This is a genomic window from Sphingobacterium sp. UBA6317, assembly GCF_002440385.1.
Lineage (GTDB): Bacteria > Bacteroidota > Bacteroidia > Sphingobacteriales > Sphingobacteriaceae > Sphingobacterium > Sphingobacterium multivorum.
In genome coordinates this window covers 20,570-34,374 of sequence record NZ_DJTD01000058.1, presented here as the reverse complement: position 1 = coordinate 34,374, position 13,805 = coordinate 20,570, and the positions used below count along the sequence as shown (strand labels likewise).

12 protein-coding genes are annotated in these 13,805 nt (G+C 39.0%); 5 read left to right on the top strand and 7 right to left on the bottom strand.

Annotated features, from left to right (window positions below; genetic code table 11):
* Positions 1–433: 433 nt before the first annotated feature.
* Positions 434–835, bottom strand: a complete 402-nt coding sequence (locus B3E92_RS19630; protein ID WP_070561060.1) for a helix-turn-helix domain-containing protein — start codon at positions 833–835, stop codon at positions 434–436.
* Between the two features lie 923 nt (positions 836–1,758).
* Here B3E92_RS19630 and B3E92_RS19625 point away from each other — a divergent pair.
* The 3 genes from B3E92_RS19625 to B3E92_RS19615 all read left to right on the top strand — a co-directional run bounded on the left by B3E92_RS19625 (position 1,759) and on the right by B3E92_RS19615 (position 3,591).
* Entirely contained in the window at positions 1,759–2,112 is a 354-nt protein-coding gene (locus B3E92_RS19625) for a M60 family peptidase N-terminal accessory domain-containing protein (RefSeq protein ID WP_286898014.1), read from the top strand.
* A 21-nt stretch (positions 2,113–2,133) separates the two neighbouring features.
* Positions 2,134–3,099 (top strand): M60 family metallopeptidase, encoded by a 966-nt coding sequence (locus B3E92_RS19620; RefSeq protein WP_286898013.1) that lies wholly within the window; start codon positions 2,134–2,136, stop codon positions 3,097–3,099.
* Between the two features lie 162 nt (positions 3,100–3,261).
* Positions 3,262–3,591 (top strand): YegP family protein, encoded by a 330-nt coding sequence (locus B3E92_RS19615; protein WP_112376407.1) that lies wholly within the window; start codon positions 3,262–3,264, stop codon positions 3,589–3,591.
* Between the two features lie 101 nt (positions 3,592–3,692).
* Here B3E92_RS19615 and B3E92_RS19610 read toward each other — a convergent pair whose 3' ends face one another.
* From B3E92_RS19610 to B3E92_RS19600, 3 genes are all read right to left on the bottom strand, one after another.
* Complete coding sequence (locus B3E92_RS19610) at positions 3,693–5,813, bottom strand: ATP-binding protein (protein ID WP_286898012.1); 2,121 nt, start codon at positions 5,811–5,813, stop codon at positions 3,693–3,695.
* A 128-nt stretch (positions 5,814–5,941) separates the two neighbouring features.
* A complete protein-coding gene (locus B3E92_RS19605; protein WP_172462516.1) occupies positions 5,942–7,255 on the bottom strand; it encodes a sensor histidine kinase in 1,314 nt (437 codons plus the stop codon).
* 142 nt (positions 7,256–7,397) lie between these two features.
* On the bottom strand, positions 7,398–8,492 hold the full coding sequence (locus tag B3E92_RS19600; protein WP_112376411.1) for a PAS domain-containing sensor histidine kinase: 1,095 nt from the start codon (positions 8,490–8,492) through the stop codon (positions 7,398–7,400).
* A 219-nt stretch (positions 8,493–8,711) separates the two neighbouring features.
* Between B3E92_RS19600 and B3E92_RS19595 the strand changes: the two genes are divergently transcribed.
* On the top strand, positions 8,712–9,167 hold the full coding sequence (locus B3E92_RS19595) for a GNAT family N-acetyltransferase (protein ID WP_286898011.1): 456 nt from the start codon (positions 8,712–8,714) through the stop codon (positions 9,165–9,167).
* A 266-nt stretch (positions 9,168–9,433) separates the two neighbouring features.
* Here the strand turns inward: B3E92_RS19595 and B3E92_RS19590 are convergent, their stop codons facing one another.
* Both B3E92_RS19590 and B3E92_RS19585 read right to left on the bottom strand, forming a co-directional pair.
* Positions 9,434–9,760: a hypothetical protein gene (locus B3E92_RS19590; RefSeq protein WP_286898010.1), complete on the bottom strand. Its 327-nt coding sequence runs from the start codon at positions 9,758–9,760 to the stop codon at positions 9,434–9,436.
* Positions 9,761–9,952: 192 nt separating this feature from the next.
* Positions 9,953–11,512, bottom strand: coding sequence for a discoidin domain-containing protein (locus tag B3E92_RS19585; protein WP_286898008.1), 1,560 nt, complete (start codon positions 11,510–11,512; stop codon positions 9,953–9,955).
* Positions 11,513–11,842: 330 nt separating this feature from the next.
* Between B3E92_RS19585 and B3E92_RS19580 the strand changes: the two genes are divergently transcribed.
* Complete coding sequence (locus B3E92_RS19580) at positions 11,843–12,346, top strand: SRPBCC family protein (RefSeq protein WP_286898007.1); 504 nt, start codon at positions 11,843–11,845, stop codon at positions 12,344–12,346.
* A gap of 9 nt (positions 12,347–12,355) precedes the next feature.
* Here B3E92_RS19580 and B3E92_RS19575 read toward each other — a convergent pair whose 3' ends face one another.
* Entirely contained in the window at positions 12,356–13,468 is a 1,113-nt protein-coding gene (locus tag B3E92_RS19575; RefSeq protein WP_286843711.1) for an acyltransferase family protein, read from the bottom strand.
* Positions 13,469–13,805 lie beyond the last annotated feature (337 nt).

The following is a 13,805-nucleotide window of genomic DNA, read 5'->3' as shown; positions in this document are numbered from 1 at the left end:
CGCTTTACATAATTTGTTCCTTCTTCCATAACGATTCTTTTTATGTATCGATATTTCAGGACGAGACATAATGTTTAGCAAAAAAAGTGCACAGATTAGTGCGCTTTTTTTTTGTTTAATGATAGATATTTTAGTTTTATAATGTGTATTTTTAGTTTTTAAAAAGAAGGTGTTTGTCAAACTTTAACAATATCTTTAAACTAAAAAATATCGTTTATCATCCCTTTTCATAATTGTTTAATGAAGAAAATAGTTATAACGCTTCTATAAGAACAACGAATGCATTTGAAGGATGCTTTGATTTTTCGGAAGTATCGAAAAAATCAGCATTAAATACTGGTAAATATAGGAATATCGCCCAAATTTCATAAAAAGCTTACCCTATGCTATTCAATTTTTAGCTATCGATCGGGAGATAGCTTCGAGTTATTTTTTAAATATAATCCAGCGCATTTAATGCCCTAAATTTTCGGGGACTCAGACCAGTATGCTTTTTTATAAACCGTGTTAATGATGCTGAAGAACTAAAACCATAATACGAAGTCAACTCTTTAATCGGAATTTCAGTGGTAGCAAGTTTTTTGGCAATCTCACTTGCGACAATTTCCTTGACGATCGTGCTGGGTGAAGTTTCACTGCTTGAAAGTGTCAATCGATGTAAGGCCATTCTTGAAACGTTGAGCTTTTTCAAGTAGAATTGGAGATCCCAGTGATTCTGAGGATACTGGTGAATGAGTTTTTTAAATTCTACTATAATGGGGTGTTCCGCTAGCGGTGCTGAATTTTGATCCAATTGATTTAATGTTTCTTTTTGTTCCTTTATGTTATTTTTCATGTTTTAAGATAATCGCTTGTTATTGATCCACTATAGTGTTCTGAGGCTATAGTTTAGGTTAAATATTTCATCAAACTTTTTTGAATACAAGCAAAATTAGGGTATTAATTTCATAGTGTACTTTTCGAAATTAACGATTCGCTTTTTAAAATTATAATTTTTTATAATTGATTCTGGTACTGAAGCGAAGCAGATTATCCTTTGAAAAATAGACGGATAAATTAAAACTTGGCTCCGAGAAGAGAGAAATCGTTTTTTTGTTCTATTTTCTGATTTCATTTTTCTCTTGTTTTATTTTGTATTATTCTTTGTAATATAGGTTTTTACGTATGTTATCTTTATTAAAAATAAAACTATGAAATACATTGATTATGACCTTTGGTTATACTGCTTTTTTTTAGGTTTTTTAGGACTCACGTCTAATTAATCCACTTCAAGTCATCTTCATCTATAATTTAATCATGGTTATTGAGATGATCATGCGCAGCTCCGCTAGTGCTGGATGATGGAGTGTTCGAGCGAATAGCGTTAGATCTGAGCGATTAGTTTGAATAACATCTAGCTTCTATCGCGGTACAGAATAAGGTTATTACTCGATTCTTGTTATTTTTTATAAAATATACTTTCTTTTCGGTTATTTGATGTTTGTCTAAGCGAAAAGGTTTTCGTTGATTGTGCAAACGTTTGATCTGAAGCAGTTGATTATTTTTCTGTACAATATATTATATCTTGCTTTAAGATTATGAACTAATACTTTACCGAAGGTGAAGAGAATTCTTTGTATGGATCATCTTGTTTTAAGTTTTGTGGAATCCTAAATCGATCAAAAAAATAAAAAACTTCGAAACAGCCGCTGAGGCTTTGTAGGATGATCGGAAGCAGTGCGGACAATTAATACAATTTATAAACTTTATTTAAAAATTATGAGAAAGACCGTGTTTTCCTTAATCACGATTTTAGTGATCGCTATGAGCATTTCCTGCCGGAAAGATGGCAGCTTAATGTACACCTTACCAAACGATACCGGCGCAGAATCCTTAGCAATAGCGGATTCGGTCCAATTATTCAACGTAAGTCCTTCGGCCGCAACGGAGGCTGATAGACTTCAGTTTCGAGCGAATCACAATGAGATGCAAATGACCGGATTTTATGTGGCGCCAAACAGTACCATAACCATAAACGTAAAAGTCAACTCGGGTACTACAGCAGCACGCTTAGCGATCGGGACGCCTTTTAGAGATAATATTCGACCAGTCCGGCAGTATTTCAATCTCTAGGCAGGTACGCAAACTTTCACAGTGGATCAATACGGGGGATTGGTTTATGTGATTTATACAGCTGATAATTATACAACAACTGGAGAAATCGAGCTTTCTTTTGGCAATGGATTTATTCCGGTCCCTTACTTTCAAAAGGGGATAACCTCCCATGAGCAATGGGTAGCTACATTGGATTCGTTGAAAAGTACCGTTCCGGATGTCGTCTTCTCGTCGGATCACACCATTATGGTAGCCAAAATTGCCGATGCCCTGTTGTACAGGGACGAAGATCAACAGCTGATTGTTAATAGATTGGATTCAATTATTGACTTTTCCAATCGAATCAGTGGCTTGAATGGTACCAGTGGAGTTCATGCGATACCTTACAATAAGCATCTGATTACAGTGAGGGATTCGAGTGCTGGAGGCTATATGGCAGCCGGTATTTCTATTTATTTTACCGATGCCTTATCTTATCGTATGTTGCAGCCAAAATATCTGTCCAATACAAATGGATGGGGAATATGGCATGAGGTCGGCCACACCTATCAACAAAAAGCTTGGACGTGGGACAATCTGACAGAAACAACCGTGAATGTCTATTCGCTAGCCAGCGAAAGGGGATTTGGATTGCCGGTAAGTCGAGTGACAGCCAATAATTCCTGGCCTAAATTGACGACTTACTTTCAAAAAAATATCGCTGATCGTAACTTTAATTTGGGGGATAATGATTTGAAAATGATTATGTTTCATCAACTCTGGTTGGGATTTGGCGACGATTTTTACATCAAACTTAGCAAAACTACGCGCGAGAACAGGCCCGCAGTTTCGACAGATGCAGAGAAAATGCGCTATTTTATGCTGTCTGCATGTCAGATTGCTCAAAAAGATCTCTCGGATTTTTTTAGAAAATGGGGGTTTAAAGTTGATGAATCTGTCTATACAGCAATAGCTGATTTAAATTTGCCAGCGCCAATGCAGGATCTAACTACTTTAAGAGATTAAACATTCTTAAATACCCTGTTGGACAGGATAGACGGATAGAAACAAGTACGTTATCGCGGAAAAAAAATTAATCGTTGTTTTACAATAAAAACATGGAAAAGTATTATATTGTAGTATGGATTTCATTCCAATAACCACGTATTTATTTAATTAATTGAGAAAATGGGTAAATTTGAAGTAAAAACTCGGAAAAATGGCGAATTTCAGTTTAATCTAAAAGCTGGAAACGGACAGGTGATTTTAAGCAGTGAAGGTTATACAACTAAAGCAAACTGTTTAAATGGCGTTGAATCTGTTAAGAAGAATGCTCAGGACGATAACAAATTTGATCGTAAAACTGCTACCAATGGTAAGTACTATTTCAATCTCAAGGCGACCAATGGTCAAATTATTGGAAGCAGCGAGATGTATGAAAGCGCAAGTGGTATGGAAAACGGCATTGAATCTGTCAAGAAGAATGCGCCTGACGCGACGGTTGAGGAGATGGCCTAAGTCTATATTGAAATGCCGATCGGCTGCACATAAGCAGTCTGTAAATAGAAGCGCATAGGAGTTTATAACAAAGAGCCGGTTTTTTACCGGCTCTTTTGCGATTATCTTTCCGCTGGTGGGCGTGGAATGGAAAACCAGAAACTGCTGCCCAAGCCTACCGTACTGTCAACTCCTATTAGACCCGCGTGTTTTTTGATAATTTCAGCGGAGATATAGAGTCCGAGCCCGAGCCCCGAGTACGATTTGCCTTCATGGTTTGCTCTATAATATAGATCAAAAATAAAAGGCTGTACTGCCGGATCAATACCTTCACCTTGATCCTTGACGGTTATCTTGATACAATCTTGCAGCTGTTCCACAGTGATATTGATTTCTCTCGATTCTGGTGCATATTTAACGGCATTGTTGACATAATTAACAAGCACTTGTTCAAGGCGTTGCTCGTCAGCAAATATAGTTGCATCGAGATCGCCCGTAATATTAACTTGATGGTTGCCTTGGGATATGATATTGTGACAACTGGAGGCAAGAATCTTTGACGCTTTGAATGTTGTTTTTTCGAGATGAAGCTGTCCTTCACTGATTTTATGCATATTGAGCAGGTCATCAACAAGTGTAACGATTTTTTTGATATTGACAGCAGACTGATCAATAACCCTTGAAATGATCTCACTTCCAGTTTTGTCCTTAAATCGTTCCAGCAATTGAATCGTTCCCTTTAAGCCCGTGACGGGTGTCTTTAGTTCATGGCTGGCAATGCCCAGGAAGTCATCTTTTTGTGATTCGTAATTCTTTCGTTTTGTAATATCTGCCACTACGCCGATGAGGTGAGTTGCATGACCTTCTGGATCGTATTTGGGAAGACCTGATGCATTGATCCAGTGTAACGATCCATCAGGCCAACGGATGAGATATTCAGCGTGATAAGTGGTCTTGTTCTGGATAGCGTCCTGCACCTTTTGATACACCATTTCGCGGTGTTCAGGGACGATGCTTCGCATGAGGTCTTCATAGTCAAAGCGGTCGTTTTTGGTAAGACCAAAATTGATTTTACAGGTTTCGGAGCAGTCCATTTTTCCTGTTTTGATATCGCGATTGTAGGAGCCGAGTTCACCAGCTTTTAGTGCAATTTCCAACTGATAGTTGAGAGCTTCAAGATGTTCGTTTCTTTTGATGCGCTCGGTAACTTCATTGGCTATGACAATAATAGACTCCGTTTCACCTTCATCATTCTTTAACGGCTCATAAGTAAAATCAAAATAATGATCGCCCAATACCCCCATAGACTCAAGTCTTGCGTAGGCAGTATCTCCAATGTAGTTTTGGCCGGTGGTAAAGACATCGTCCAATATCCCTAAATAGGGCTGTCCCTGAAGTTCTGGAAGCGCTTGTGCAAGTGGTTTGCCGAGGACAATTTCGGTTTTGCGCCAGAGCTTGAGCATCCTATCGTTGGCAACTTCAATAACTAACTCACGGCCTGTTAAAATCGCAAAGCCTATTGGGGCCTTATCTATAAAGGATCTGAATCGACGTTCACTTTTTTTGAGATTTTTATTGAGTAGCACGGTCAAATCATAGGATTTGTTGAGCTGACTATTCGTGCGATAAAGTTCGTCATTGGCAAGCTCCATTTCGTCATTAAGTTCGAGCAGTCGTTGTTGCATGGTTGCCATGGTAATATTGACGCCCTCAAGCTCATCAATTTTATCGATGGAAGAACTTCGAAGCTCGATTTGATCCATCGCTGTGCGTGCAAGACCTGCTAATATCTGTCGATCAGCTGCGCTGAAAGCCCGCGGATGCTTGTCGATAACGCACAGTGAACCGATCATAAAACCATCATGTGTAATAAGGGGTGCACCTGCGTAAAACCGTAGCCCAAAGTCTCCAATTACAGTTGGATTGGTCAGTAGGATATCTTCTTCCAATGTATCTTCAAAGACTGTTACTTTCTTGTCCAAAATAGCCAGACTACACAAACTTTGCCCTCGATTCGTTTCCTTTGTGGTGCCCATGCCGATATTTGCTTTGAAATAGACCGATTCTGCATCCACCAATGAGAGCAATGCAATAGGGGCATTAAAGATCTGGCTGGCTAATTTTGCAATTCCATCAAAGCTGGCTTCAGCGGGGGTTCCCATTATTTTATAGCGTCTGAGGGCATTCAGTCGGTCATGTTCATTTTCAGGCATTATATCCATTCCAAACGTATTCTCTATCATAGTGACCCTGTAATTCTTTTTATAAAGATATAGTTTTAATTACAAAAGGGAGATTCAATTTTTCTCTCTTCATCGGCAATTCAATGATTCCATAAAACCACCAAAAAATTTCTAAACCTATAGTTGAATTAACAGCATTTGGGTACTTCGAACTCGGTTTGTGGTTTATGGCTGGGGCAGGATGGCAATCCGACCGTAAAAACGGATCCCTTATTAGGTGTGCTTTGGATGTTCACTACACCTTTGTTCCGCTCAATAAGATCCTTACATAAAACAAGGCCTACGCCCGATCCGGGTTCGTCTTCCGTTCCGAAAGACTTTTGCTGGATCTCATTAAAAAGTACGGCGGACTTCGAAGGGTTAATTCCTATTCCTTCATCTTGAATATGAATATGTGTATAGGTTTCATCCATGCTGGTGTAGATGTTGATATTCCCGCTCACATAGCTGAATTTAATCGCATTGCTGATCAAGTTGCGTAAAATAATGATGGTATGATCCCGATTGGCAATTATCTGTGTGTTGTTTGGTATATCAATATTGATTTTTAGCTGTTTAGATTGTGCATTCTCATTAAAAACTTCAACAATTTGTTGTATTATAGGTTTGATCAACTGGGGTGATGCTTTGGTATTGATCCCCTGCATACTGCTGCTGCCCCATTGCAATAAATCATCCAACGCCTGATTCTGCTGCGTAATTTGTTGAAAGATCTGCTGGATGTATTCCTGGGAGTTTGTACTGTCGAGCATTTGATTACGAAACATAAAGACCAGTGCTTCCAGATTGGCAAAAGGACTTTTGATGTCGTGCGCGATAATAGAAAAGATTTTTTCTTTGTCCCGATTCATGGATTCTAAGTTGCGGCGTTGCTGCTCAATTTTTTTTATATTCTTATAGATGATGTCAAGAAAGAAGTTGACTGCGACGACCATAAAAGCTAGTGCATTGATAATATTGAAAACAGACCTAGATCGAGGCACTTGCTGGCTTAACGGGAGTATATCGGGAAGTAGATATAAGAGTGAAATCAAAAAAGCTACCGTAATACAAAGGGCTATATGGATCTTTCGATTATCATACATCAACATGGAGACAATCAATGTGCACAATAAAAAGTATTCGCCACCATTTTTATAAAGTAGCGCTCCAGCGAAGAAAAACACAGCATTACTTGTCAACAGTGTTGCCTTAGCGATAGTACGCTTCTCATAATATTGAAGTAGAAGGACCGTAAGCGCACATAGTGAATTGCAGAAGTTAATCGCTGCTAAAATATAACGGTGGTCGATAAGATTGAGGATTGAAAAGAAAATTGTCGGAAATAAACATAACAATGCAATCAGATTGATCATGTATACGCGTTTGAAATCGATGTATGACATGTCCGGATGTGCACCAATATGGGAAAGTAGTTTCCAATATTTACGAAAATGATTCATAAAGACTTGTCTGATTTGCTTGCAATTTCTAAACATTCAAAATTAGCTATAAATCAGGAGTTCAACAATGATTTTTCTTGAATAGCAGGACAAGATTGGCAAAATCTGTCCTGAAAGGAAGATAAAAGGCTACGTCACGTTATTAATTTGGAAAAAACAAACGAATTTCGGTCCCTTGGTTTTCCTGACTGAAAATGGCCATCTGCGCTTTGAGCCTTTCAAGAATTTCCTGAACGATAAACAATCCGATGCCTTTTCCCTGGTACTCCGTTGAATTTGAGCCACGAAGTCTTTCCATACGGATATTTTCGAGTTCATGCTGCGGAATACCGATACCATTATCTTTTATGATATATAACACACCGTTCGTTACTTTTTCACTATAAATATGCAGCGCTGCTTTCGTATTGGCCGAAGAGTATTTAATGGCATTGTTGATCAAGTTTGTAAAGATTTGGTAAACTCCATTTTGATCACTGTTTACTGGAAAAAGGTCCCCAAAGATAAGTTCAGTATGCGGGCTACGGAATAATAATTTAGCTTCCCGGCACCAATTGGGCAATGTAAGATCTAAACGGACAGGTTGTTTCCGTAGCCTATACATTGGGGCAAGGCTCAGCTCTACCGTTTTGTCGATAATGTCAGCGATGTTTTCAAGTGATTGATCGATGACCTCATACAGTTCGAGCCGCCTATTGGTTTGCATATCCAAATGTTCTTTAAGTACACCTATACCCAATTTAGCGAGTGCCAAGGGATTTTTAGCATCATGTGATAGTGTATAGGATATCATGCGCAGGTTGGTTGCGGGATTGATAGTTATATTTTCTCGATCTAAAGGTTTCTCATCGTGTATCTTATGCGTGACATCGGTAGCTGTGTGGAGGATGGAATTTGTTCGTCCGCGCTTATCAAAGAGTGGCTTATACTCAAAATCAAAATAGCGTTTGATTTTGAAATCACCGTCAACAATCGTTGCGGGAGTTTCAACTGCCTTGTAGGTAACACCGCTTTCCCAGACGTTACGGAGTATATCGGTAAATCCTTCCTGGGTAAAAACCGGAAAAACCTCTCCAAAGAAATGTCCAACTATTTCATTCTCTGTACGCCACATTTTTAACATACGAGAATTGGCAAATGCGATATTGAGGTTCGAATTATCATAAATGGCCGTGGCAATCGGCATTTGATTTAATGCTTCAAAAAAAATCGGTAAATCCTTTTGAGGTTTTTGCATATTGGGTGTTTAATAATCATCTGCTTGCCACAGTGCGAGCGAAAAATTAATCAAAAATCAAGCCAATAGCCATAGTTTTTTATGTTTTTTAATAAAAATGAGATTAGCGGGTATGCTTGGGAATAGTGCAATAAAAACCCACTAAATTATTCCTATATTTAAGAAACTTCACAGGAGATGTAAGTTTAAAATAGACAGGGATTTGTAATCATACCAATTATGGATAAGTATTTGGAAATTAGGAAATATGATGTTCAGGATAGCAATAAACTGATTGATATTCTTCATATGAATATACCGAAGTACTTTGCACAGAGCGAGGTTGCCGATTTCATGGAATATCTGGATCAGGAAATGGAGACGTATTTTGTTGCACTGGTTAACGGACAAATTATTGGTGGCGGCGGTGTAGGTTTTTCCGATGATCAGCGCACAGGATATTTGAGTTGGAGTTTTTTAAATCCAAAATATTATGGATTTGGTTTTGGAAAAACCTTATTGCATCATCGCATTGACTTTCTTTACGCCCATCATCAGGTTGAAAAGATCGAAGTCGGCACCTCTCAATTTACGTTTGGATTTTATAAGAAAAATGGTTTTGTACTACGGGAAATCCATAAAGATTATTGGGCTGAAGGCTTTGATTTATATGATATGGTCCATACAAGGGAATAGATAAATACCATGAAGGAATAGACACAAACCATGAATGCTAGTCAGGCAACATGTTGAAAAATAAGTTGCTACTTAGTGGTTTAATGACGCCAAGTTTTCCTTAATTTGATTCAGGTGGTGTAGGGGATGATAGCTCATCAGGTAAAACATTTCACGTATACTGAGTTTTCCGAGCAAAGGGTGGGGTAAGACCAGGCTATCGAGCTCCTCTTCATTGTACAGTGCAAATAATTGATTAATTGTGGTTATTACTTCTTCTAATTGCGTTATAAGGCTCTCTTTTGTGCAGGCAGGATTTCATCAGGAAAAAATTGACCTGGCGCCTGTAGGCTTGTTTTGAGATAATTGTTAAGTACTGTATCGTAGTCCCAAGATTTACGTTGTAGGGTGCCGAATTTTTGGACGATGAACTCTTTTGATTGCAGTATCTTTGGAAAGGGTAGAAGCGTTAAGAGGATATGTTTTAGCTGCTGACCAGCTGTCCATTTTTCATGATTACGGTATAAAAAAAGGGGATCAGGTAATGCCTGGATATAGGCAATAACCGTATGGTGGTTGTCAGAAAAAGTTTTGATCAGTTCTTGTCGATTCATCCTATTTTTTTTGGTAAGTGTTTACTTCGGTCGTTTATTCTAGCTTATTGATAAGTCAAAGCCTGCACGCCGTACTAAAAATATAAAATTATTTGCTAACCACACTTATGAAACTCACTTATTCATGGTGATCAAAACAAAAAAGGCCGGTATTGTTTGTTATACCGGCCGCCTATTCTATTGGTTTAAAAACTAATATGCACCAAAATCTGCAAGATGAGAATAGAAGAAATCACCCCAGGAACTTGTCGATTCTATTTTAAGGTATTGGGTGTTAACGGAGGCATTCAGATCGACATTGATCCAGGAACCAGCAACTTTGCTCAGCTGCGTCGTTTTGATTAATGTCCAGCTTACACTATTTGTACTTGAGTAAATATTGACATCTTTCATCGCTCCATTTAAATTGTCGCGGTTACGGAAAGCAACTCCTTTCACGGTGCGTAATGCCCCCATATTGATGGAGGAGAAGTGAGGCTGCGGAGTTTGAGTGGACGACCAGGGCGTATGCCACACTGTACTTCTATTCATATCCAATACATTGCTCGCCGGTGATCCAGGCTCGTTACTATCGCTAGCGACAATTGACCAACCTGTTGTCGGTAAAAGTTTATAGGTAACAACCTTGGATAAATCGGGTACATTGTTAACGAAGTTATAAGCGTACCCTAAGGTTGTACGGCTTACATTGGCATGTAGAAACCCTATTCTCATTTCGTAATTCCCTGTCAGATCATAAAAATCAGCTAATGGACACTCGAATCGAAAGCTATCCTGGCCAATTATTTTTGTGGCCCATTGTACGGCATCATAATCGTTGTTTACGCCAAAAGGCTCTCTATCATGCCAGACAACAATGTCATTGACCGGTTTTGTTGTCGTAAATTTCCCGGAAATGATAATCTTGTTGTTCACAAAGCTTGATGACAAGGATGTAATTTCTGCAGAAGCGGATGCATACCAGTCACTTCTTACCACAGTGCTAAATACTTGGCTATTGTTAAATGTTGCTGCTGTGGTACTGGTCAATGAGGTTGTGGAGATTCCATAGGTTGAATTGCCTGAACCCATTAAAGCCGTACCTAAAGTTGGTGCTAATGTTTTGTTCATCCTATTGTGACTGGCATTTAATCCGTGGCCCAGTTCGTGGATCATTCCACCGATCCACACAGTTGTTTTCCATCCAATATCGCCGCCTATTCCTAAGTTTTTAGCGTCCAGATTTACATAATCTAAGGCGTAGCAGCTGGTGCCTGTACCATAGAACGGCGGGCCTCCAGGATTAGCTGGATCTGTATTATACGTTGGAATAATAATAAGATTGTGCTCGCTTTTTTTTCCTGACGGATTTTGGTTAAAATAGCTGTCCACTTCTGCCTTCACTGCTCCGCTACCCCCTGAATATGGATAAGTAGCTTTGCCGTATTTTCCGGCGATGTAATGGATATTAATCAAACTGTCATTGAGTAGATCCAATCCGAAAGATTTTCTTCCGAAGCCTTCGCGATCCATATTATTTGCAAACATATTTTGAGCATCTAAGAGGATCTTGCTAAGACGCTTTCTGAAATTGGGAATGGAGTCAACATCATTTGGAACAAAATAGATGACATTCAGCTTATAGGGATTACTGCTCCATTCATTGGTTACCGAAGTTGTTGCTGCGTTTGCCTTTAGATTTCCTACACTTTCTTCGGTGTTAACCAAGGTCTTGTTGCAGGATGCAACCCCTAGTGCGAGGGTTGCAAGCATTAAATTTAAAAGTTTTCTTATAATGGTTTATATTGTGTATCAATAAATATAAATAAGGTTCTTTTATGGTGTGTAAAAAAAATAAACTTTTATCATAATTAGTTTAGTCAATCGATTGATTAATCAGCTTTGGAAATTGTTTTGTAACATTTTAATTCGTTTGGGTAGGAAATCATTAAGAATTAATAGGAAATGGACGATCTTTAACCGATGGTGTACTTGGCTTTCATCGTGGTCTTATTACATTTGATTGCATGAATAATTAAATCGTATGGAAAAAATCAAAAAACTGATATTACTGTTGGGCCAGCAGTTTTAGCTATGCAAAAAATGGAGAGAACAATTAAATTGACAGTATTTTTGCCCTATGACCAAGATCTGGTGTGGCGTGCATTGACGGAAGCAGACCTGCTTGGGGCTTGGTTTATGCCAAACGACATCGAAACCGAGACAGGACATTATTTTACGTTTAGGATGAAAGCCCAGAAGGGCTGGGATGGTATTACGCATTGCGAAATTATTTCGGCAATACCCAAGCAATATCTTGCGTATAGATACCGGGGTGAAGCTACTGGTGAGAAAGCATTGGCCTGTGCCGGAATTCATTCGGATAAGGCAGATAAACTAACGAAAGGAATCTTCACAAAATTGGATACAGTGTTGAGCTTTTCATTAGAACCAACCTGTAGTGGGACTCTTTTTTTGAAAGTGAAACAGTCCGGTTATAAAGGCATTAAGCTGGTTTTGATCAGTTTTATTATGGAAATGGGCTGGAAAAAGCAGTTGCACAAAAAGTTACCCCATCTCTTGCAAAAGCTCAAAGCAGAGCTATAGAAACAATGATTAGTCCAATTTCTTTCTGAGCCATGTACGGACAGGTTCGTCATACCATTTCAAGCTGACATAGGCCAGTGCAATACTCGTCAGCAAAATCAAAAGGGCATAAGGCAAGGCTGTCACTAGCGTCACATCCTTGTTATTGCTGATCCAGGCAACATAAAAATAGACCAAAGGATAGTGTACGAGGTATAGCGGGTAGGAGATGTCACCCAAAAACTTGCAGAGCTTATTTTCTATTCTGCTACTTGATATGTTACTTGTTCCCAAGTAAACAATCAAGGGAAATACAATGATAATGCATACAGACTCATATATCCCGTTCAACCAAAGCTGATCTGCTCCGCCTATACGAGGCATATACAACACAATGGCGATTAAAATACTGCAGTATAAAAATGCATGTCGGATACGGCTGGGATTGGTTATTCTGGATAGCAAAAGGCCCGCAAAAAAGGGATACATGGTGCGGGTGATTCCTATCCGCACTTGCTCAACATTTAACGTCCAGCCACCACTAACATCACCATTGGGACTTGTAATCGCCAAATGCGCGAGCGCCACAGCTGCGATAATGACCAAAATGCTTAAAGCTGTTTTGGATAATTTACGAATACCGATAGCATAGAGAATATTGGCAATATATTCAAAAAACAATGACCAGCCAACACTATTGAGCGGGTGCATTTCCTGCCAACCACGAATATCCAAAGAGAGGGGGACGGGGAGAATCGTATAACCGATGAGCATTACGAGAAGCATTTTCCAAATCGGGACGGTATGAATAAGTGGCCAGATGGTGGAATCGGTAAAGTAGAAGCCTATCGCGCCAAGAGTCATACCCAGTATAACCATGGGCTGAAGGCGTTCAATACGGCGTTTAAAGAAAGTGCCAATCGACATTGTACGCCAGCGATCATCATAAGCATAACCGATTACAAAGCCAGATAAAAGAAAGAAAAAGTCAACTGCCAAATAGCCATGGTTTACCAAGATATCGAGGTGACCTGTTGCCAATGGCTCGGTGAGATGAAAGGTGACAACGATAATCGCCGCCAATCCTCTTAGTCCGTCTAAAATGGGATAGTGTGGTTTTGTAGAAAGGTTTTTATTATTCATGGCTTCTGATTGTATTTCGAAGATGTCGATGGACTTGCTAATTGTTTATACATGTTATCGAATGAATGGGTGAAAATAGTGAAATAACACATTTGATTTTGATCATATTGTATCAAAATCCCGATGGTTAGTCTCATTTTGGTGTTACGCAGATTTGTTTATACGGATTCACTATTCTTGTTACTGGTCTATACAGCTAGTCAGCTTATTTTCTTGTCGATGAAGCATCGCGGGATTCAATACTCCAAATTTTTATATCTTGCTGTCCGATTCACAAAGGTTTTCTTTAATCGCTATACGCAATTAAACCACGTTGTTTATTACTACATGCAATGTC